Source organism: Pseudomonas sp. VA159-2, from assembly GCF_024126635.1.
Taxonomy (GTDB): domain Bacteria; phylum Pseudomonadota; class Gammaproteobacteria; order Pseudomonadales; family Pseudomonadaceae; genus Aquipseudomonas; species Aquipseudomonas muyukensis.
Genome location: NZ_JAMYBV010000015.1, coordinates 41238 through 60825 on the forward strand (window position 1 = coordinate 41238; position 19588 = coordinate 60825).

The window sequence follows — 19588 nt, forward strand, 5'->3', positions numbered from 1 at the left end:
TTCATTCGCGGGCAGCCTGTTTCAGGCCCATCCCCGCCACGGTCCAATAACAATGAGCCAGACCATGAAAAAGCCAAACGCCCTGCTCGAAGACCTCAAGCCCCTGCTGCCAGCCATCGCCGCCCGTGCCGACCAGGCCGAGCGTGCGCGCAGCGTGCCCGCCGAGAACATCGCCCTGCTCAAGGGCATCGGCCTGCATCGGGCCTTGCAGCCGCGCCATTATGGTGGCCTGGAGATCAGCCTGGCGCAGTTCGCCGAATGCATCGCCGCGCTGGCCGGCGCCTGTGCCAGCACCGCCTGGGCCATGAGCCTGCTGTGCACCCACAGCCACCAGCTGGCGATGTTCCCGGCACGTTTGCAGGATGAAATCTGGGGGGGCGACCCAAACGCCACCGCCAGCAGCAGCATCGCCCCGTTCGGCCGTACCGAAGAGGTCGACGGCGGTGTGCTGTTCAGTGGCGAGATGGGCTGGAGCAGTGGCTGCGACCATGCCGAGTGGGCGATCATGGGCTTTCGCCGGGCCAATGGCGAAGGCGGCCAGGACTATTGCTTCGCCGTGCTGCCCCGCAGCGACTACCAGATCCGTGACGACTGGTACGCGGCGGGCCTGCGCGCCAGCGGCAGCCGCACGCTGATCGTCGATCGCGCCTTCGTGCCCGAGCACCGCATCCAGCGGGCCAGGGACATGATGGAAGGCTCCTCGGCAGGCTTCGGCCTGTACCCGGATAGCGCGATCTACTTCAACCCCTACCGGCCCTATTTCGCCAGTGGGTTCTCCACCGTCAGCCTGGGTATCGCCGAGCGCATGCTCGAAGCCTTCAAGGACAAGACCCGCCACCGCGTGCGAGCCTATACCGGGGCTGCGGTGGGCGCCGCCACCCCCGCGCTGATGCGCCTGGCCGAGTCGACCCACCAGGTGGCCGCGGCGCGGGCGCTGCTGGAAAAGAGCTGGGCTCAGATCACCGACTACAGTGCCCGGCACCAGTACCCGACCCGCACCGAACTGGCGTTCTGGCGTACCAACCAGGGCTATGCGGTAAAGCTGTGCATCCAGGCGGTGGACCGGCTGATGGAGGCTGCCGGCGGCGGCGCCTGGCTCGACAGCAACGAAATGCAGCGGCTGTTTCGCGATGCGCACATGACCGGGGCCCATGCCTACACCGACTACGACGTCTGCGCGCAGATCCTCGGCCGCGAGCTGATGGGCCTGGAACCGGATCCGGCGATGACCTGAGCCGCAACCGCTGTGCGTGGCCGGGCCAACCGCCCCGGCCCAGACCGACTACCAATATGGAGCCTTGCATGGCCACTTCTTTCGATAGCCGCGCCTTCCGTCGCGCCCTGGGCAACTTCGCCACCGGCGTTACCGTGATCACTGCCAGCGACGCCTCGGGGCGCAAGGTGGGCGTCACGGCCAACAGTTTCAACTCGGTGTCCCTCGATCCGCCGCTGGTGCTCTGGAGCCTCGACAAGCGCTCGCGCAGCCACGCCGTGTTCGAGGCCGCCGGGCATTTCGCCGTCAACGTCCTGGCCGCCGACCAGATCGAGTTGTCCAACACCTTCGCCCGGCCCGGCGACGACCGCTTCGCCGGAATCGAGCACGAGAGCGGCGAGGGTGGTGCACCGTTGCTGCCGGGGTGCTCGGCGCGGTTTCGTTGCGAGAAGTTCCAGCAGATCGATGGCGGTGACCACTGGATCCTCATCGGCCGGGTGCTGGCCTTCGATGACCTGGGGCGCTCGCCGCTGCTCTACCACCAGGGGGGGTATTCGAGGGTCTTGCCCCATGGGCGGATGGAGGGTTGTGTGTAAGGGGTGACGCTAGAAGACTTGCTCCCAACCCCTGGCAGCACCGGTCAAGGCCAACGGCAGGCAATGGCAAGACCCGCCAGCAACGAGGCCGCAAAGTGACGAGGACGACCCGACACGCGCCAGCACTTGCGGTGCGCGGGCCAAGCAGTCATCTTTCCCTCGTCCATCCAGGGCCCAGCCATGACAATCAACAATAAGCTCACCGAGCACCTCAACCGCGGCAGCGTCGGGTTTCCTACCGCGCTGGCCAGCACCGTCGGCCTGATCATGGCCAGCCCCGTGATCCTCACCGCGACCATGGGCTTCGGCATCGGCGGCAGCGCCTTCGCCGTGGCCATGGTGATCGCCGCGGTGATGATGCTGGCCCAGTCGACCACCTTTGCCGAGGCGGCGGCGCTCCTGCCGACCACCGGTTCGGTGTACGACTACATCAACTGCGGCCTGGGCCGCTTCTTCGCCATCACCGGCACGCTGTCGGCCTACCTGATCGTGCATGTGTTCGCCGGCACCGCCGAGACCATCCTGTCCGGGGTAATGGCCTTGGTGAACTTCGAACACCTCAACACCCTGGCCGAGTCGGCCGGCGGCTCCTGGCTGCTGGGGGTCGGCTTCGTGCTGGTGTTCGGCGTGCTCAACGCCTTCGGCGTCAGCGCTTTCGGTCGTGCCGAAGTGGTGCTGACCTTTGGCATGTGGACCACGCTGATGGTGTTCGGCGTGCTCGGCCTGCTTGCCGCGCCGGCGGTGGAACTGGATGGGCCGTTCGGTGTGTCGCTGGTCGGCACCGACCTGATGACCATCCTCTCGCTGGTGGGCATGGCCATGTTCATGTTCGTCGGCTGCGAGTTCGTCACCCCGCTGGCCCCGGAGCTCAAGCGCTCGGCCTGGGTGATGCCCAAGGCCATGGCCCTGGGCCTGTTCGGCGTGGCCAGCTGCATGTTCATCTATGGCGCGGCGATGAAGCGCCAGGTGGAAAACGTGATGCTCGACGCGGCCAGTGGTGTGCACCTGCTGGACACGCCCATGGCCATTCCGCGCTTCGCCGAGCAGGTGATGGGCGATATCGGCCCGGTATGGCTGGGCATCGGTTTGTTGTTCGCCGGTGCCGCCACCATCAACACGCTGATGGCCGGCGTGCCGCGGATTCTCTACGGCATGGCGGTGGATGGCGCGCTGCCCAAGGTGTTCCGCTACCTGCATCCACGTTTCAAGACCCCGCTGTTGTGCATCCTGGTGGTAGCGCTGATCCCATGCCTGCACGCCTGGTACCTGGGCGGCAACACCGACAACATCCTGCACCTGGTGCTGGCGGCGGTGTGCGCCTGGAGCACCGCATACCTGCTGGTGACCCTGTCGGTGGTGCTGCTGCGCATCCGTCGCCCGGACCTGCCACGGGCCTACCGCTCGCCGCTGTTCCCATTGCCGCAGATCGTCTCCAGCATCGGCATCTTGCTGGGCATGTGGTTCATCACGCCACCGGGCATGAACCCTGCCGATGTCTATATCCCCTTTGCCGTGATGCTCGGTGCCACGGCGGCCTATGCGTTGTTCTGGACCCTGTGCGTGCAGAAGGTCAATCCGTTCAAGCCGGCGCGGGTCGAAGAGGTGCTGGAGAAGGAATTCGCCGCCGAACCCGGCCAGGCCATCAGCGAGCAGGTGCAGCATGTCGGCAAGCTGGCTTGAGCGCCTGAGCGCGCCGCGCGCCCCGGCCGGGTACCGGCCAGGGGCGACCTTGCAGCGGCTGGCGCGCAACCTCGGGGTTGCGGATCTCAGCCGTTTTTCCTACCGCAAGGATGGTCCACGTATCGAGGTGCGCGAACGCACCGAGAGTCATCTGCTGATGCACCTGGTGATGTGCGAGTTCATCCTGCGCGTGCCTGCCCAAGGCCAGGGGACTCTGCGCGCCGAGTTGCAGCATACCGGCGTACTTCGCCGCAGCGGCCTGGCGTGCCGCCTGCGGGGCGGCGACCCGGCATTGTTCGAGGCGCTCAAGGCGCGCCTTGGCGAGGTTGACGCCATGCTGATGCCCCTGGACTTCAAGCGCCTGGTCATCGACTGCGGCGAGGGTGAGTGGCGGGTGACCCTGGAGCACATGGGCGCCAGCGAGGTGGTCAACCGCATGCCCGCCTTGCGTCGTTACATCCCCCTCGACACCGAGCAGCGTCGCCTGCTGTGGCGGGCGTTCGACGTGTTGGCAGATACCCTGCAAACCCTTTGAAGCCAATGCGGCCCTTTGTGGCGAGGCGTCGGAGCGGTCGGGAAGGGCTGCATGGCGGCCCTTGCGATCTCGGTGGGTGCTGAAATCCTGGGGCTGCTGCGCAGCCCATTCGCGACACAAGGCCGCTCCTACAAAGGGACGTGTTCCTGGGAGAGGTTGTACCTTTATAGATAACATGTTAACAATTACTCCATAACAACAATCGTTGTGTGTGGAGGTTGCCATGCCCATGCCCCAGCCCGCTTCACCGCACAGCGCACACCTGGCCACCGACGGCCTGGAGCGCTGGACCAGCGCCATGCAGCAGGTCTGCGGTCGCTTCCAGACCGAGCTTGCGTTCAACCGCTCACTGTTCATCGGTGAAATTGCCACCTTCAATCGCGCCGGCTTAGCCTTGGCCAACCTGCGTACCAACGCCGGCAATATTCGTCGCCTGGGCGACAAGGCCGATTGCGACGATGACCAGCACTGCTTTCTGGTCAGCCAGCGCATGGGCTATTCGCGGATCACCCAGGATGGCAACAGCATCCAGCTGTCGCCCGGTGAGCTGTTGCTGATGGATTCGGTAGGGCCGTGCGAGATCACCCCGTTCGGCCTGATCGAGCACGTCTCGCTGTCGTTGTCCCGTGAACAGGTGCGCAAGCACCTGGCCGGACCGGGGGCGACCTTCGGCAAGATCTCCTCGACCAATGCCTGCGGGCGCATGCTGCACGTGTTGATGGAACAGCTGTGCCGTGAGGGCGACGCAAGCGGTGATGCACAGGGCGAAGCCTTGCAGTCGGCGTTCATCGCCTTGCTGGCGCCGGGCTTCGAGCGCAGCGGGGATGATCCCGGGGCGCTGTCGGGGCTCGCCGGGACGAACCTGCGCGGCTATGTGCAGAAGGTCATAGACGAGTCCCTCGGCCAGCCGGGGCTGACCCCGGCCAACCTGGCCGAGCGCCTGAGCATCTCGGTGCGCCACCTGTACCGGTTGTTCGAGGAGGAAGGGGACAGTGTCTGCCGGTATATCCAGCGTTCACGGCTCAAGCGTAGCGCCGACGACCTGGCCAACCCGTTTCTCAAGCGCGAGTCGATCACCTCGATTGCCTATAAGTGGGGGTTCACCGATTCGGCGCATTTCAGTCGGGCGTTCAAGAAGCAGTTCGAGCAGTCGCCGAAGGACTATCGGGCCATGGCGTTGATGGTGGGGCGGTGAGGGGGAGGCGTTTGAGGGGGAGCGCCGCTGCTGGGGCAGCGGCGAACTACTATCAGGCGACAGCGAGGTAATGCTTGACGAAGGTCTCGCTCAGCACCTCCCACAGCACCGCCGTCCCCTTGGTCACGAACCAGGCATCACCAGCCTTGTAGCGGGTGACCTGGCCGGTCGACTCATCGGTCAACTGGATCTCGCCGGTGACCATCACCGCCTGCTCGCTGAACGGATAGACCATGCGGAACTTGCCTTGGGTAGTGCCGAAATAGGCGCTGCTGACCGGGTCGGTCGGTGCGCCGTGGGTCATCTTGCCGTAGCACTTGACCTCGCCTTCGAGGAGGGTCGAGCCAAGGTCGGCAACGGTGCCCCAGGCGTCGAGTTCGGACAGTTGCACACCCTGGCGGACTGCGGAAAGGGTCATGGTGGATCTCCTGGTCGGATGAAAGGGTTCAACGGCGGCCGTTGAAGAAGCCCGACAACTGATGCACGGTCTTGCCGGCGGTCAGCAGCAGTGGGCGGATATGGTCCTTGCCGAGGATGCGTGCGTGCTTGACCGAGCTGATCAGGTCGTAGCGGCTGGAGCCTTCGCTCATGCCCTCGGCGAGAATCTTGCAAATGATATGGCTGGGGGTGACGCCGAAACCTGAATAGCCCTGCACGTAGAAGGCGTTGGGGCGATTGCTCAGGGTGCCGATCTGCGGGAACAGGTTGGCGCTGGTGGCCATCGGTCCGCCCCAGGCCAGGTCGATGCGCACGTCCTTCAGATAAGGGAAGATCTTCAGCATCAGGTTGCGGTTCCAGGCCTTCAGGTCCTTGGGGATATGCTCGACGAAGGGCGTGGCGGCGCCGAACAGCAGGCGGTTCTCGCGGGTCACCCGGTAATAGTCGATGACCGGGCGGATATCGCTGTAGGCGCCGCGAATCGGGCTGATGCGCTGGATCAGCTCATCGCTCAGCGGTTCGCTCATCAGCTGGAAGGCATAGGTGTTGACGGTGCGCGCGTGCAGCTCCGGTTCGAGCTTGTTGAGGAAACTGTCGCAAGCCCACAGCAGCTTGCTGGCCTTGACCGAGCCGCGTCCGGTGCGCACGGTGATGCGCTCGCCGTAATGCACCTGCAGGGCCGGGCTGTGCTCGAAGATTCGCGCGCCGTGGCCGACCAGGGCCTGGGCCTCGCCAAGCAGCAGGTTCAGCGAATGCACATGGCCGCCGCCCATGTGCAGCAGGGCGCTGCTGTAGGCCTCGGAGCCGATGATCTGCTTGACCTCCGAGCCGCCGAGAAAGCGGATCTCATCCTGGCCGTTGATGGCCTTGAAGTCCTTTTCCCAAGCGCGCAGTGTCTGGGCCTGGCGGGCATTGAAACCCATGTAGCCGTAACCGTGGCAGAAGTCGGCGTCGATGGCGTAGCGGGCGATGCGGTCCTTGATGATGCCGGCGCCCAGCTCGCTGATCTCGAAGATTTCGCGCAGGCCTTGGTCGCCGACGCTGCTCTTGATCTTCTCCAGGTCGTGGCCGATGCCGGCCATGATCTGCCCGCCGTTGCGCCCGGTGCCACCGAAACCCAGGTAGCGGGCTTCGAGCACGACGACGTTGGTGATGCCTTTTTCAGCCAACTCCAGGGCGGTGTTGATGCCCGAGAAGCCGCCACCGATCACCACCACATCGGCGTCGATATCGCTTTCCAGGGTTGGGAAGCTCAAGTTGTATTTCTTGGTCGCGGTGTAATAGGTAGGCGTTTCGATGTTGATCATGGCGCAGCCTGGACAGTTGGAATTATTGGAAAGCAGGGCTTGCACAAGCGCTGGCTGTGACCGGCATTGAGCACCTAACGACAGGTAGGTGTCTTGCCTGCGGCTGCCAGGGTTTTGATCGAGGGTGCCAGCCGGGGTTAGGCTGGTGATGGCAGGAGTACAGCAGATGCCCGAACCCCGAACAAGGTTCCGGCATCATGCGCCTCATGAAGATGTTAAGTAAATCGCGGCTCGGCGCAATTCACCTGAACGGGAGGGGGTTATTGCAGGGCTTGCTGTTCTTGCCCCGACGCGCCGTACGAAACGTAATAGGCCAGGCCAACGAAGATCGCGCCGCCCACCGCGTTGCCCAGGAACACCGCCAGCAGGTTGTGGCCGAACTGGGCCCAGTCCAGGTAGCCGGCGAAGATCGCCGCCGGGATCAGGAACATGTTGGCCACCACGTGCTGGAAGCCGATGGCGACGAAGGCCATGATCGGGAACCAGATGCCGAGGATCTTGCCGCTCATTTCGCGGCTGGCATAGGACAGCCAGACCGCCAGGCACACCAGCCAGTTGCAGCCGATGCCCGAGACGAAGGCATGGACGAAGTCGGCGCCGGCCTTGCTGGTTGCCGCGGCCAGGGTCTTGCCCAGGTAGGGGCCTTCGGTAAGGCCGAGCAGGTGACCGAAGCACCAGGCCACGAACAGCGCGCCCGCCAGGTTGGCGAGGGTTACCAGCAGCCAGTTGCGCGCCACCGCGCCAAGGCCGATACGCCGGGCGAACATCGCCAGTGGCAGGCTCATCATGTTGCCAGTGAGCAGTTCACCCCCGGCCAGGATCACCAGGATCAAACCGATGGGGAACACCGCGGCGCCCAACAGGTTGCCGAACGAGGCCCATTGCGCAGGGATCATGGTGCTGACATGGATCGCCAGGAGGAACCCCAGCGAAATGAATGCGCCGGCAAGAAAGCCCAGGATCAACGTGGCGCGGGTGGGCAGATGGGCTTTCTTCACACCGGCTGCGATGACGAGCTCGGTGATCTGGGACGGGGCAATGACGGACATTTGGTAACTCGAACGCAAGGAAAGCGGCAATGGCACGAGGCGCGCCACAATAGCGGGTTGAACAACAGGGCGCAGGGACGTACAGCGGGAATGATTCAAGGACCGGGCAACGGCTATCTCTGAAGCAACTTCCAACAGGACAGCACGTTAGCTGAGGCAATTTGACGCAGTCAAATCGATAGCGTGGATGAGTTGATAGATATTATCGATCACGCATTAGCATGATATCCAACTGTGCTATACCACACCGGTTGTCATGGTATTCAACTAGTTGAATGCAGCGCAAGAATCCGAAGTTTCTCCACCCTTTTCTCGAGGTATGAATGCCATGGATGTCCACGACATCGAATCCCAGCCCGTCGACAGTGCCGTGACCCGCAGCGCAATCTTCCTGGTGGCCACACTCAACCCTGGCGAATCGGCCCGGGAACAGGTGCGAGCCTTGTGCGGCGACCTGGGCGGGCTGGTCCGCTCGGTAGGCAAGCGGGTGCCGACGGGTAATCTGTCGTGCGTGATCGGCTTTGCCGCGGCAGCCTGGCAGGCGCTGTTCGGTGCGCCGCAGCCCGCGTCGCTGCACGCTTTTCGCGAATTCGGCAGCGGCCAGCGCAAGGCGCTGGCGACGCCGGGCGATATCCTTTTGCATATTCGTGCCGAGCATATGGACCTGTGTTTCGAACTGGCCGCGCTGGTGGTCAAGCGCCTCGGCGCGGCGGTGACCGTGGTCGATGAAGTGCAGGGCTTTCGTTACTTCGACATCCGCAGCATCATCGGTTTCGTCGATGGCACCGAAAATCCCGGGCCACGGGAAGTGGCCAAGTTCACCCTGGTGGGCGAAGAAGATCGCAAGTTCGCCGGTGGCAGTTACGTGCTGGTGCAAAAGTATCTGCACGACATGGCCGGGTGGGAGGCGTTATCCACCCGCGAGCAAGAAGATATCATCGGCCGGAGCAAACTTTCCGATATCGAACTGGATGCCGCGACCAAGCCAAGTTGCTCCCATAGTTCGCTGACGACCCTGGAAGAGGGTGGCCAGGAAATCAAGATACTGCGCGACAACATGCCCTTCGGCCGCCCCGGCGCGGGGGAGTTCGGCACCTATTTCATCGGTTATGCCCGATCGCCAGCGCCCATCGAGCAGATGCTGGAAAACATGTTCGTCGGCAAGCCGGCGGGCAACTACGACCGCTTGCTGGACTACAGCCGGGCGGTGACCGGTGGCTTGTTCTTCGTGCCGACAGTGGATTTTCTCGAGGGCCTCGAGGGCTGAGGTGTATTGAATTGCGCGGGCCTTAGGTTCATCATTCGCTACGTATTACATGTTACGTACCACGGTACGCTAAAGCGGAGTGACGAATGGCCAGGGCTGGGATAGATAAAGGCATAGTGGAGCGGGCACGGGATGCGCTACTGGCCCGTGGCGTACACCCCAGTATCGATGCGGTACGTATCGAGCTAGGTAATACCGGTTCGAAGACCACCATCCATCGCTACCTGCGCGAACTCGGCCAGCAGCCCAAGATTGGGCTTGAGGGCACGGCCTGTCTCAGCGAGCCGTTGGCCAGGCTGGTCGAACAACTGGCCGGCCAACTGCAGGCAGAAGGGCAGGCGCGGGTCGAGGCTGGCGAAGCGGCGCTCAAGCAACAAGGCGAGCAGTTGCAGGTGCAGTTGGCATTGGCCCAGCGTGCCCTTGCCGCCGCCCACCAGCACAACGAGGCCCAGGCGCGGCAATTGGCGACGGCCCAGGAGCGGTTGCAGGCCGAGCTGTTGCGCAGCGCCAGCCTCAAGCAGGCGCTGGGCGAGGCGCAACTGCGCCTGGCCGACAAGGACGGGCAGATCCACTCTCTGGAAGCCAAGCACCGCGATGCCCGCGAAGCGCTCGAGCTGTACCGCGCCCAGCGCGAGCAGGAACAGCGCCGCATCGATACCCAGGTGCGGCAGTTGCAAGGGCAATTGCAGACATTGCAGCAGGGCGCGCTGGCCCATCAGCAGGAATCGACCCGGCTCAATCGTGACAATGAGCGTCTGTTGGCCGAGCAGCGTCAGGCCCTGACGCAACAACGCTTGCTGGAGCAGCAACTGGAGCAGCGCGACGCCCAAGTGCAGGGGCTCAGGTCCATGCTCGCCCAGGCTCAGGGCGCGAGCGAGGAAATGCGCAGGCGGCTGGCCGCTTGCGAGCAACGCTGATACCGCCCGGCATATCGATCAAACTTTTGGCGGCCGGTGTTTTCTTTGAAGGACATCCTTCGGAGCACTTACCATGAGCGAACAGCGCAACCCTCCATGCCCGCCCCTTCGGCCTGGTCAAGGGCCACACTCCACAGAACAGGCCACCGAGCAAACCGACCTTGGCTTCGATCCGGACTCGCCCGATCTGGAGGATCCGCAAATAGATCCTCAAGGCCCAGCCAAGCCGCCCAGAGATAACGAAAAGGATCGTTGATCCAGGGCGCGCGCTTTCAAGTATCTGCGAGGTGGGAGCGGGCTGACCCTGCCGGGCCAGCCGACGCCCACCCATCACTCGGCCAATTCAAACGCTCGGTGCAGGCCATGCAGCCACGGCCGGGGTATACACCTTCAGCTTGCGCCGAGCGATCCGCCGTCCACGCGCCTGGCGGCTTCGACCCCGGCAGCCGAGAGCTTGATCGGGTAGGCGACATTCAGCACATGCTCACCTTCGATGCTCACGCTGCCATCCTGGATCAGACCTTCTCCTTGCAGCGTCTGGAGCATGCCCGCCACGGCTTTTTCGCCTCGATAGTTGTCCAGCAGTTCCTTGCCCAACCCTTGCGGGTGCGCATGCAGCAGGCGCGTCAGTACTTCTGTACGCAGGGGATCGTTGCTCATAAATCCTCCAGTAGCAGGACAGCCGTCACTTTCCGTGCTTGGCCTGAAGTGCTTTGGCATGTTTCAGGTGCTCTTCGAGCTTGGGCAGCGTTTCGCTGGCAAAGGCCTTGAGCTCGGGCTTGTCGGACGAGCTGGCCTCTTTCTTGAACAGTTCCACGGCCTTTTCATGGGCTTGGACCTGGTTGTTGACGTAGGAGCGGTCGAACGATTCGTCGCGCCACTCGAGGATCATCTTCTTGACCTTGTCGGTCAGCGCGGCTTCGTCAGGCACGCTGATGTCCAGCTGGCGGGCGATGTCGCCAAGCTTCTGGTTGGCCTGGGTATGGTCGCTGACCATCTGTTGGGCAAACGTCTTGATCTCGGCGTCCTTGCTCTTGTCCAGGGCCAATTTGCCGGTTACCACCTCGGCGATCCCGGACTCGATGGCGGTATCGACAAAGTCGTTGGAAGAGGCAGCCATGGCCTGCATCGACACTGCGCCGAGTACCAGGGAAAGCCCGACCCGCTTGAGAAAAAGATTGCTCATCTGTGACTCCTTATCCGTTGGCGCGACCTCAGTGTCGCGTACGGTTGAGCATCGGGCGCGGGCAAAGGTTTAATTTTTTCGCTTGATTTGAACGATGCCCGCCACGACAGGCTCACACCTTCAAAGATGGCCGAGGTCCCCTGCCATGAGTGTCGAACGCAACATTGCGCAACTCGAAGCTTGGTACGCTCAATACGACGATGTCAGTTACCGGCGCGAATCCCCCGATGCCTATCATCACGAACTGGTGCGCACCGCCGAAGCCTTGCGTGACGACGGGGCCATCGATTGGGACGACTGGCTCAAGCTCAAGGCCATGGCCGACGAGGCTCACCTGCGGGCCCTGGAGGACGCTGTGCAAGCCCACGTAAATGACCCAGACGCATGAAGGCGCTGAAGATCGCCACCTTCAACGTCAACGGCATCCGCGGCCGCTTGGCCAACATGCTGGCCTGGTTGGCCCGTGAACAGCCGGACATCGTCTGCTTGCAAGAGTTGAAGTGCAGCGACGGGCAATTTCCTCGGGAGGCCATCGAGGCCGCAGGCTACGGCTGCCTGCACCTGGGCCAGAGCGCCTGGAACGGTGTCGCCATTCTCGCCCGCGACAGCCAGCCGCTGGAGATTCGCCGTGGCCTGCCGGGCATGGAGCACGACAGCCAGAGTCGTTATCTGGAGGCGGCCGTGCTGGGAGTGCAGGTGGCCTGCCTGTATCTGCCCAATGGCAACCCGCAGCCTGGGCCCAAGTTCGACTACAAGCTGCGCTGGTTCGACTGCCTGATCGACCACGCTGTCACGCTGCGCGATGCTGAGCATCCGGTGCTATTGGCGGGTGACTTCAACGTGGTGCCGAGTGACCAGGACATCTACGCCACGCGCTCCTGGCTAAAGGATGCCTTGCTCCAGCCTGAGTCCCGCGCGCGCTACCAACGCTTGCTGGAGCAGGGTTGGACCGACGCGGTGCGCCATCTGTACCCCAAGGCGCGGGTGTATACGTTCTGGGACTACTTTCGTAACCACTGGCCGCGCAATGCCGGGCTGCGGATCGACCATCTGTTGCTCAACCCAGCGCTAGCGCCCTACCTCAAGGACGCAGGGGTCGATGCCTGGGTGCGCAACGAGGCGCACGCCAGCGATCACGCGCCGGTGTGGATTGCCCTGGGCACGCGCAAGCGCCGCTGAACTATAGTCATTTGCGGCAACGCTCGATGACAAGGGACTTCAATGCGCACAGCCAGGAAACAGACCGACGACGGTGTCTTCCCGGTGACGGGGGAGGGCCGCGCGGTGTCGTTGTTCCGCCTGATCCTGAGTTTCATGGCGGTGGTGATGCTCGCCTTCGTGCTGGTCGAGGGCTGGCGGATCTGGCGCGACTATCGCCAGGTCTTCATCAATGCCGAGAACGCCGTGAGCAACCTGTCTCGCGCCACGGCTCAGCACGCCGAGGACTCCATTCGCCAGGTCGACGCGATCACCGCCGCGCTGTCCGAGCGCCTCGAGGGTGACGGTTTCGCCCACATCGACCGCCCACGCTTGCACGCGCTGCTCAAGCAGCAGGCGCAGATCATGCCGCAGTTGCACGGCTTGTTCGTATATGGCGCCGACGGCAGCTGGATCGTCACCGACAAGGACGTGGTGCCGGCCAATGCCAACAATGCCGACCGCGACTACTTCATCTACCACCGCACCCATGCCGACCGCCAGGTGCGCATCGGCTCGGTGGTGCGCAGCCGCTCCACCGGCGACTTGATCATCCCCATCTCGCGGCGCCTGGACCACCCGGACGGCAGCTTCGCCGGGGTACTGTTGGGGACCATCAAGGTCGACTGGTTCGTGCGCTACTACGGTGATTTCAAGATCGATGAACGCGGCGCCCTGGTGCTGGCCAAGCGCGACGGCACCATCCTCGTGCGGCGGCCGTTCGTCGAGCAGGTGATCGGCCGCAGCCTCTCAGCCAGCGATATCTTCCGCAAGTACCTGCCCTATGCCAGCGAGGGGGTAGCTGAAGCGGTGGCGGTGGTCGATGGAACACCGCGGCTGTATGGCTTCCGGGCCTTGTCGAGCTACCCCCTGGTGGTGGAGGCGGGCCTGTCGCGCGAGTCGATCATCGCCCCGTGGCGGCACGACATGATCAAGTCGGTACTGGTATTGGTGCTGCTGCTGATCGGCTTGTCCGGCTTCGGCTGGATCGTCCTGCGCCAGTTGCGTGAGCGGATCGTCATCGAGCGTGCGCTGCACCAGGCGCACCAGACCCTCAAGGCGATGGCGCTGACCGACAGCCTGACCGGCCTGGGCAACCGCCGGCGCCTGGATGCGGTGCTCGACTCGGAAATCCGCCGGGCGCGCCGCCAGGGCCATGCCCTGGCGCTGGTAATGCTCGACCTGGACTACTTCAAGGCTTACAACGACCGCTACGGGCACCCCGCCGGTGACCAGTGCCTGCGGCGTTTCGCCGAGGTGTTGCGCCAGGCGCTGAAGCGCCCAGGGGACCTGGCGGTGCGTTATGGCGGCGAGGAGTTCACCTTGCTGTTGCCCAATACCGATGCCCAGGGGGCGAGCCAGATCGTCCAGGAGATTCTGGCGCTGCTGCGCCGCCAGGGCATGGTACACGCTGGCAGCCCGCTGGGGCTGGTGTCGGCCAGCGCCGGGATTGCGGTGAGCGCCCCGACTGGGGAGCAGGTGACGCCGGAGAACCTGATGGCGGCGGCGGATGCGGCGCTTTACCAGGCCAAGCGCCAGGGGCGGGATCGCTATTGCCTGGCGGCGGGAGTGGAGGTGGGGATGCAGCCTTGAGGTGGGTTGGTGCGGCGCTGTCTTGTTTGAATCGCCCAGATCGAGCGCCGCAAAACCTGCGGCGCCCCCCCTCACTCCACCTCCACCAACACCCCATCTCGCCCCAACCGATACCGCCGCAGATCCCGCGCCAGGGTCAGGTGCCCGCTGTAACACGCGCGCGCCTCCTCGCGCACTTCCTCGATCGAACTGCCGCGTCCGCCCTTGTCCTGGTAACGGGCGCTGAAATGCGTGAGCACCAGGTTCCTGACCCCGGCCGCCTCGGCAAAGCGCGCCACCGCGGCGGCCGTGCTATGGCCGAAACTGCCCTGGGCGCGCTCGATCACCGGTTGGGTGAAGGTCGCTTCGTGCACCAGCACATCGACATCCCGCGCCCACTCGGCCAACAGCTGCGGCCGGTCGTTGTCGCCGCAAACGATGAAGCGTTGCACCGGGCGCGTGGCCAGCAGGTACTGACGCGGCTCGAGCGTACGCCCCTGATGCTCGACGGCCTGGCCGTGGGCCAATTGCCCCCACAGCGGCCCCGGCGCAATGCCTTCGGCACGCAGCCGGTCGGTGTCCAGCCGGGGTTCGGGGTCGCTTTCCTCGAACACAAAGCCCCAGGACGGCACTCGGTGCGACAGCGCCAAGGCGCTGACCTGCATATTGTCGAATGCCATCTCGGTGAAGGTCTCCAGGTCGGTGAACTGCAGCTCGAATGCCAGGTAGCTTTCGCTGACCGCCAGGCTCTGTCGGACCCACGCCTGCAAGGCCGTGGGCATCACCAGCAACAAGGGCTCCTTGCGCCCGGACATGCCGGCACTGGCCAGCAAGCCTGGCAAGCCGAAGCAATGGTCGCCGTGCACATGGGTGATGAAGATGGCGCGTAGCTCGCACAGCGAAAGCGGGCTGTGCAGCAACTGGTGCTGGGTGCCCTCGCCGCAGTCGACCAGGTACCAGCGGCTGCCGCTGGCCTCGATGACCGCGGTGGCGCTGACGTTGCGGGCCTTGGTGGGCACCCCGGAGGAGGTGCCCAGAAACTGCAGGTCCATTGCCTGACTCCTTGAACGAACCACGTACCGCCCCGTGAACCGGAGCGTGCGGAGGCTAGCACGCTGGCCTGGGGCTGTCATCGCCGGCAAGACCAGCCCCTGTAGGCGCCGGCCTTGCCGGCGAACACCGGCGCCAGGCAATGCCAGGCTTACTTGAAATCCGCCTGCATCTGCGTGGCGATGCTCACCCCGCTGGAGGACTTCACGCAGACATCCAGGTAGTCGGTGAAGCGCGGCGGCACCGCGATGCCTTCGTCGAGCAGGCGACTGTTGTCGAACAGGTAATTGAGGTCGGCGAAGCCGCTGTACAGGCGCAGCGCGCGCAGCACCAGGCGCGGGTTGGCCGGGCCGATGCGGGTTTCGAAGCTGCTGGCCAGGGACTTGAGGTCGTCCGGGTCGACCTTGCGGTAGCGCTCGCCTACCGGTTGTGCGCCATTGGCCAGGGCAAAGGCCTCGTCGATCTCGGCGAAGGTGCAGGCCGAGCCATGGCCGGCGGAGATGTGGTACAGGTCATGGCCCAGCGCCGGCTTGAGCGTCAGGCCGATCAGCGCCTCGGCGCAGTAGTCCACCGGGATCACGTCGATCTGCTCGTCCAGGCCGCAGGTGAAGCTTTCCAAGGCGAAGCCCATGCGAAATACCCAGAAGATGCTGCCCGAGGCCTGGCAGCCCAGGCTGCGGTGGCCGACCACGATGGACGGGCGCGCCACCACCAGCGGCAGGGTGGGCAGCGCCTGGCGCATGCGCTGCTCGATCTCGGCCTTGGACGCGGTGTAGTCCACCAGTTGCTGCTCGGCCTCGGGGAATTCCCAGGATTCGCTGATCGGCGATTCGCGCTGTGGGCCACAGCACATGGCGGTACCGACATGCAGGAAGCGCTTGAGGCGTGGCGAGCGGCTGAGCACCTGGGCAAAGGCGAAGGTCCCTTCGACGTTGACCGGCCAGATGGTCGGATTCTTCGAGAACGAGGCCACCGCGGCGCAGTTGATTACCCGGTCGACTTGCATCAGGCGCGGGGTTTCGCGGGCCAGCCAGGCGGTGTCGAGGAAGTCGCCGAGGATGATCTGCTGCTCGCTCAGGGCCCTGCTCTGGGCTGCGCTGACACCGTGTTGGCGCAGGTTGTCGCGCAGGCGTTGCAGGCCTTGCTCAGGCGTTTGCGCGCGGACCAGGAAGAGCAGGCCCGGGCCATGGCCACTGGCGATCAGTTGGGCGGCCACCGAGCCCCCGAGAAAGCCGGTGGCGCCCGTCAGCAGAATGCATTCGTGCGGTGGGATGTGGGTGATGGTCGCACTAATGGCGGGGGCGTTCATAAGTTTCCTCGGCAATGAGTTGCCTGCTTTACATCACCTGGGGTGATGTAAAAGTTGTGTGAACAGTTTGGCCTCAACTAAGCATTTAACTGAGGTCGCGGGGCGTAGCCCCTGGTGACAGGCGTCTGCGCCTGGGCGGGCACAGCAAGGCAAGTGCCGACCAAGGCTGGCCGGCGACTGATTGTCGGCGGGGGAAACAATTAATTCAATTAACAGATCAGACAGTTTGAGGGGGTTTTAGTGAAAGAATTTTAATGCATGTTGAGAAGGTGTAAGTGTCTAGGGGCAATGTGTAATTAAGTTTAAAATTTGCAGATCTGTCGTTAGCATTGAACTTGCCGGGGCAGCAACACAGCCCCAGCAAGCTTGACGGGAAACGGCCATCGCCCATTCAGACGCGGGCCGGGTCCACCTTGTCCACCGCTATCTGCAAGCGCTCCAGCGCCTGCGCCACGACCTCGCGCGGCAACGCGCCATCGTCGGCCAGGGCCTTGAGCGCTGCCAGTACGATGAACTGCCGGTCCACCTCGAAATGCCGGCGCAGCGCCTCGCGGGTATCGGACTGGCCAAAACCATCGGTGCCCAAGGGTACGAAGCGACGCGCACCGACCCAGGGGCGAATCTGCTCGGCGTGGATCTTCATGTAGTCGGTGGCGACGACCAGCGGCCCTGCATGGGCCTGCAGCAACTGCGTGACGAACGGCAGTTTGGGCGTTTCCAGCGGGTGCAGCAGGTTCCAGCGCTCTACCTGCTGGGCCTCGCGGCGCACTTCGGTGAGGCTGGTGGCGCTCCAGACCTCGCTGCTGACCTCGTAGTCGTTGGCCAGTATCTCGGCGGCGGCGATCACTTCGGGCAGGATCGCGCCGCTGCCTGCGAGCTGGACATGCCGACCTGGACGCACCTTGTACTCGATGGGCAGGCGATACAAGCCCTTGAGAATGTTCGCCTCGGCACCGACGGGTAGCTCGGGGTGCGGGTAGTTTTCGTTGAGCAGGGTGATGTAGTAGTACACATCCTCCTGTTCCTGGTACATGCGCCGCAGGCCGTCCTGCACGATCACCGCCAGCTCGTAGGCGTAGGTCGGGTCGTAGGAGATACAGCACGGCACGGTGGCGGACATCACATGGCTGTGGCCGTCGTCGTGCTGCAAGCCTTCGCCCATCAAGGTGGTGCGCCCGGACGTGGCGCCCAGCAGGAAGCCCCGGGCACGGGCATCGCCGGCCGCCCACAGCAGGTCGCCGACCCGCTGGAAGCCGAACATCGAGTAGAAGATATAGAACGGCACGGTCATCACGCCGTGGTTGGCATAGGCGGTGCTGGCGGCGATCCACGACGAGGTGGCGCCTGATTCGTTGAGGCCTTCCTGGAGGATCTGGCCGTCGACGCTCTCCTTGTAGTACGACAGCGTGCCGGCGTCCTGGGGCGTGTACAGCTGGCCGACGGCGGAATGGATGCCGATCTGGCGGAACAGGCCTTCCATGCCGAAGGTACGCGATTCATCCGGCACGATGGGCACCACCAGGCGGCCGATCTCGGGGTCTTTGAGCAGGGTGCTGAGGATGCGCACGAAGGCCATGGTGGTGGAGATGGTCCGCTCGCCGGTGCCCTTGAGCTGCGCCTCGAGCGCGGCCAGCGGCGGCACCTTGAGCGCCGCCACCTGGGCATGGCGCGCCGGCACCTGGCCGCCCAGCGCGGCGCGCCGCGCCCGCAGGTACTCGGCTTCGCGGCTGTCCGGTGCCGGGCGCAGGTAGGGCAGCTCGCCCAGTTGCGTGTCGTCCAGCGCCAGGCCGAAGCGGTCGCTGAAGGCCTTGACCGCATCGGCGCCGATCTTCTTCAACTGGTGGTTGATGTTCTGCGCCTCGCCGGCCTCGCCCAGGCCGAAGCCCTTGACGGTCTTGGCCAGGATCACCGTGGGCCGGCCGCTGGTGCGCATGGCCGCGGCGTAGGCGTTGTACACCTTGACCGGGTCATGGCCGCCACGGGCCAGTTTCCAGATCTGCTCGTCGGACAGGTCGCTGACCAGGGCCAGCAACTCGGGGTACTTGCCGAAGAAATGCTCGCGCACATAGGCGCCATTCTGCGATTTGTAGGTCTGGTACTCGCCGTCGACGCATTCCATCATCCGTTGCTGCAGCAGGCCGCTGTGGTCCTTGGCCAGCAGCGCGTCCCAGCCGCTGCCCCAGACCACCTTGATCACGTTCCAGCCGGCGGCGCGGTACAGGCCTTCGAACTCCTGGATCACCTTGCCGTTGCCGCGCACCGGGCCGTCGAGGCGTTGCAGGTTGCAGTTGACCACGAAGATCAGGTTGTCCAGCCGCTCGCGGCCGGCCAGGGAGATCGCCGCCAGCGACTCGGGCTGGTCCATCTCGCCATCGCCGAGGAAGGCCCACACCTTGCGCCCCTGGTGGGCCTTGAGCTGGCGGTTCTCCAGGTAGCGCATGAAGCGCGCCTGATAGGCGGCGGTGATCGGGCCCAGGCCCATGGACACCGTGGGGAACTGCCAGAAGTCGGGCATCAGCCGTGGGTGCGGGTACGACGACAGGCCGTCGCGGTCGGTCTCGCGGCGGAAGTTGTCCAACTGGGCCTCGCTCAAGCGCCCTTCGGTGTAGGCGCGGCCATAGATCCCCGGTGCGCAATGCCCCTGGATGTACACCAGGTCGCCGGCAAAGCTGTCGCTGCGACCGCGGAAAAAGTGCTCGAAGCCCACGTCATACAGCACCGCTGCCGAGGCATAGGTGGCGATATGCCCGCCAACCCCGGAATGCCGGCCGGCGCGCAGCACCATGGTCAGGGCGTTCCAGCGGATATAGGCATTGAGCCGCTGCTCGATGGCCAGGTCGCCAGGGTAGGGCAGTTCGCGCTCGGGCGGGATGCTGTTGACATAGGGCGTGGTGACCCGGCCATGGAAGTCGCCATGGCGCGATACGTCGAATTCGAGCAGGCGGTCGATCAGGTAGTGCGCCCGGGGGCGCCCCTCGGCTTCCACCACCGAGGCGAGGGAGTCGAGCCACTCGCGGGTTTCCTCGGGGTCTTCATCACGCAGGGCATGTTGCGGGGTCATGGTAACGCTCCTTGTT

General features: G+C 64.4%; 18 protein-coding genes and 1 pseudogene. 11 read left to right on the top strand and 8 right to left on the bottom strand.

Annotated elements, in window-relative coordinates; genetic code table 11:
• Positions 1-64: 64 nt before the first annotated feature.
• The 5 genes and pseudogenes from NJG22_RS15945 to feaR all read left to right on the top strand — a co-directional run bounded on the left by NJG22_RS15945 (position 65) and on the right by feaR (position 5219).
• A complete protein-coding gene (locus tag NJG22_RS15945; protein ID WP_253095845.1) occupies positions 65-1234 on the top strand; it encodes a p-hydroxyphenylacetate 3-hydroxylase oxygenase component in 1170 nt (389 codons plus the stop codon).
• Between the two features lie 68 nt (positions 1235-1302).
• Positions 1303-1794, top strand: a pseudogene (locus NJG22_RS15950) (flavin reductase family protein); the annotation flags it as partial.
• Between the two features lie 195 nt (positions 1795-1989).
• A complete protein-coding gene (locus tag NJG22_RS15955; protein WP_253095848.1) occupies positions 1990-3489 on the top strand; it encodes an APC family permease in 1500 nt (499 codons plus the stop codon).
• Entirely contained in the window at positions 3470-4024 is a 555-nt protein-coding gene (locus NJG22_RS15960; protein WP_253095850.1) for a DUF3156 family protein, read from the top strand. The genes NJG22_RS15955 and NJG22_RS15960 overlap by 20 nt, the downstream gene beginning before the upstream one ends.
• A gap of 223 nt (positions 4025-4247) precedes the next feature.
• A complete protein-coding gene (gene feaR / locus NJG22_RS15965; protein WP_253095852.1) occupies positions 4248-5219 on the top strand; it encodes a transcriptional regulator FeaR in 972 nt (323 codons plus the stop codon).
• A gap of 52 nt (positions 5220-5271) precedes the next feature.
• Here the strand turns inward: feaR and NJG22_RS15970 are convergent, their stop codons facing one another.
• The 3 genes from NJG22_RS15970 to NJG22_RS15980 all read right to left on the bottom strand — a co-directional run bounded on the left by NJG22_RS15970 (position 5272) and on the right by NJG22_RS15980 (position 8013).
• Positions 5272-5637, bottom strand: coding sequence for a cupin domain-containing protein (locus NJG22_RS15970; RefSeq protein ID WP_253095854.1), 366 nt, complete (start codon positions 5635-5637; stop codon positions 5272-5274).
• A 28-nt stretch (positions 5638-5665) separates the two neighbouring features.
• Complete coding sequence (locus NJG22_RS15975) at positions 5666-6964, bottom strand: FAD-binding oxidoreductase (RefSeq protein ID WP_253095856.1); 1299 nt, start codon at positions 6962-6964, stop codon at positions 5666-5668.
• 260 nt (positions 6965-7224) lie between these two features.
• Positions 7225-8013, bottom strand: coding sequence for a formate/nitrite transporter family protein (locus tag NJG22_RS15980; protein ID WP_217847953.1), 789 nt, complete (start codon positions 8011-8013; stop codon positions 7225-7227).
• A gap of 328 nt (positions 8014-8341) precedes the next feature.
• On the opposite strand from NJG22_RS15980, the gene NJG22_RS15985 reads away from it, so the two are divergent.
• From NJG22_RS15985 to NJG22_RS15995, 3 genes are all read left to right on the top strand, one after another.
• Positions 8342-9280 (top strand): Dyp-type peroxidase, encoded by a 939-nt coding sequence (locus tag NJG22_RS15985; protein WP_253095858.1) that lies wholly within the window; start codon positions 8342-8344, stop codon positions 9278-9280.
• Between the two features lie 86 nt (positions 9281-9366).
• A complete protein-coding gene (locus tag NJG22_RS15990) occupies positions 9367-10197 on the top strand; it encodes a DNA-binding protein (RefSeq protein WP_253095860.1) in 831 nt (276 codons plus the stop codon).
• A gap of 73 nt (positions 10198-10270) precedes the next feature.
• Complete coding sequence (locus tag NJG22_RS15995; protein ID WP_253095861.1) at positions 10271-10453, top strand: DUF6021 family protein; 183 nt, start codon at positions 10271-10273, stop codon at positions 10451-10453.
• A 134-nt stretch (positions 10454-10587) separates the two neighbouring features.
• On the opposite strand, the gene NJG22_RS16000 is transcribed toward NJG22_RS15995, so the two are convergent.
• A complete protein-coding gene (locus tag NJG22_RS16000) occupies positions 10588-10857 on the bottom strand; it encodes a hypothetical protein (RefSeq protein WP_253095863.1) in 270 nt (89 codons plus the stop codon).
• A gap of 25 nt (positions 10858-10882) precedes the next feature.
• Positions 10883-11383: a DUF4142 domain-containing protein gene (locus NJG22_RS16005; RefSeq protein ID WP_253095865.1), complete on the bottom strand. Its 501-nt coding sequence runs from the start codon at positions 11381-11383 to the stop codon at positions 10883-10885.
• Positions 11384-11528: 145 nt separating this feature from the next.
• On the opposite strand from NJG22_RS16005, the gene NJG22_RS16010 reads away from it, so the two are divergent.
• The 3 genes from NJG22_RS16010 to NJG22_RS16020 are packed head-to-tail and all read left to right on the top strand — an operon-like array spanning position 11529 to position 14173.
• On the top strand, positions 11529-11771 hold the full coding sequence (locus NJG22_RS16010; RefSeq protein WP_253095867.1) for a hypothetical protein: 243 nt from the start codon (positions 11529-11531) through the stop codon (positions 11769-11771).
• Positions 11768-12562, top strand: coding sequence for an exodeoxyribonuclease III (locus NJG22_RS16015; RefSeq protein ID WP_253095868.1), 795 nt, complete (start codon positions 11768-11770; stop codon positions 12560-12562). The genes NJG22_RS16010 and NJG22_RS16015 overlap by 4 nt, the downstream gene beginning before the upstream one ends.
• 42 nt (positions 12563-12604) lie before the next feature.
• Positions 12605-14173 carry a sensor domain-containing diguanylate cyclase gene (locus tag NJG22_RS16020; protein WP_253095870.1) on the top strand — a complete coding sequence of 523 codons (1569 nt, stop codon included), beginning with the start codon at positions 12605-12607 and terminating at the stop codon, positions 14171-14173.
• Between the two features lie 71 nt (positions 14174-14244).
• Here NJG22_RS16020 and NJG22_RS16025 read toward each other — a convergent pair whose 3' ends face one another.
• The 3 genes from NJG22_RS16025 to aceE all read right to left on the bottom strand — a co-directional run bounded on the left by NJG22_RS16025 (position 14245) and on the right by aceE (position 19572).
• The gene (locus tag NJG22_RS16025; protein ID WP_253095872.1) at positions 14245-15204 is read right to left on the bottom strand and encodes a ribonuclease Z; all 960 of its coding nucleotides are present in this window, start codon (positions 15202-15204) and stop codon (positions 14245-14247) included.
• Between the two features lie 149 nt (positions 15205-15353).
• A complete protein-coding gene (gene cprA / locus NJG22_RS16030) occupies positions 15354-16511 on the bottom strand; it encodes a cationic peptide resistance protein CprA (RefSeq protein WP_253095874.1) in 1158 nt (385 codons plus the stop codon).
• Between the two features lie 391 nt (positions 16512-16902).
• Positions 16903-19572, bottom strand: coding sequence for a pyruvate dehydrogenase (acetyl-transferring), homodimeric type (gene aceE / locus NJG22_RS16035; protein ID WP_253095877.1), 2670 nt, complete (start codon positions 19570-19572; stop codon positions 16903-16905).
• Positions 19573-19588: the final 16 nt, after the last annotated feature.

Excerpts from the sequence above, each read along its gene's own strand:
- NJG22_RS15945 (WP_253095845.1), top strand. The coding sequence starts at position 65 with ATGAAAAAGCCAAACGCCCTGCTCGAAGACCTCAAGCCCCTGCTGCCA.
- NJG22_RS15955 (WP_253095848.1), top strand. The coding sequence starts at position 1,990 with ATGACAATCAACAATAAGCTCACCGAGCACCTCAACCGCGGCAGCGTC.
- NJG22_RS15960 (WP_253095850.1), top strand. The coding sequence starts at position 3,470 with ATGTCGGCAAGCTGGCTTGAGCGCCTGAGCGCGCCGCGCGCCCCGGCC.
- feaR (WP_253095852.1), top strand. The coding sequence starts at position 4,248 with ATGCCCATGCCCCAGCCCGCTTCACCGCACAGCGCACACCTGGCCACC.
- NJG22_RS15970 (WP_253095854.1), bottom strand. The coding sequence starts at position 5,637 with ATGACCCTTTCCGCAGTCCGCCAGGGTGTGCAACTGTCCGAACTCGAC.
- NJG22_RS15975 (WP_253095856.1), bottom strand. The coding sequence starts at position 6,964 with ATGATCAACATCGAAACGCCTACCTATTACACCGCGACCAAGAAATAC.
- NJG22_RS15980 (WP_217847953.1), bottom strand. The coding sequence starts at position 8,013 with ATGTCCGTCATTGCCCCGTCCCAGATCACCGAGCTCGTCATCGCAGCC.
- NJG22_RS15985 (WP_253095858.1), top strand. The coding sequence starts at position 8,342 with ATGGATGTCCACGACATCGAATCCCAGCCCGTCGACAGTGCCGTGACC.
- NJG22_RS15990 (WP_253095860.1), top strand. The coding sequence starts at position 9,367 with ATGGCCAGGGCTGGGATAGATAAAGGCATAGTGGAGCGGGCACGGGAT.
- NJG22_RS15995 (WP_253095861.1), top strand. The coding sequence starts at position 10,271 with ATGAGCGAACAGCGCAACCCTCCATGCCCGCCCCTTCGGCCTGGTCAA.
- NJG22_RS16000 (WP_253095863.1), bottom strand. The coding sequence starts at position 10,857 with ATGAGCAACGATCCCCTGCGTACAGAAGTACTGACGCGCCTGCTGCAT.
- NJG22_RS16005 (WP_253095865.1), bottom strand. The coding sequence starts at position 11,383 with ATGAGCAATCTTTTTCTCAAGCGGGTCGGGCTTTCCCTGGTACTCGGC.
- NJG22_RS16010 (WP_253095867.1), top strand. The coding sequence starts at position 11,529 with ATGAGTGTCGAACGCAACATTGCGCAACTCGAAGCTTGGTACGCTCAA.
- NJG22_RS16015 (WP_253095868.1), top strand. The coding sequence starts at position 11,768 with ATGAAGGCGCTGAAGATCGCCACCTTCAACGTCAACGGCATCCGCGGC.
- NJG22_RS16020 (WP_253095870.1), top strand. The coding sequence starts at position 12,605 with ATGCGCACAGCCAGGAAACAGACCGACGACGGTGTCTTCCCGGTGACG.
- NJG22_RS16025 (WP_253095872.1), bottom strand. The coding sequence starts at position 15,204 with ATGGACCTGCAGTTTCTGGGCACCTCCTCCGGGGTGCCCACCAAGGCC.
- cprA (WP_253095874.1), bottom strand. The coding sequence starts at position 16,511 with ATGAACGCCCCCGCCATTAGTGCGACCATCACCCACATCCCACCGCAC.
- aceE (WP_253095877.1), bottom strand. The coding sequence starts at position 19,572 with ATGACCCCGCAACATGCCCTGCGTGATGAAGACCCCGAGGAAACCCGC.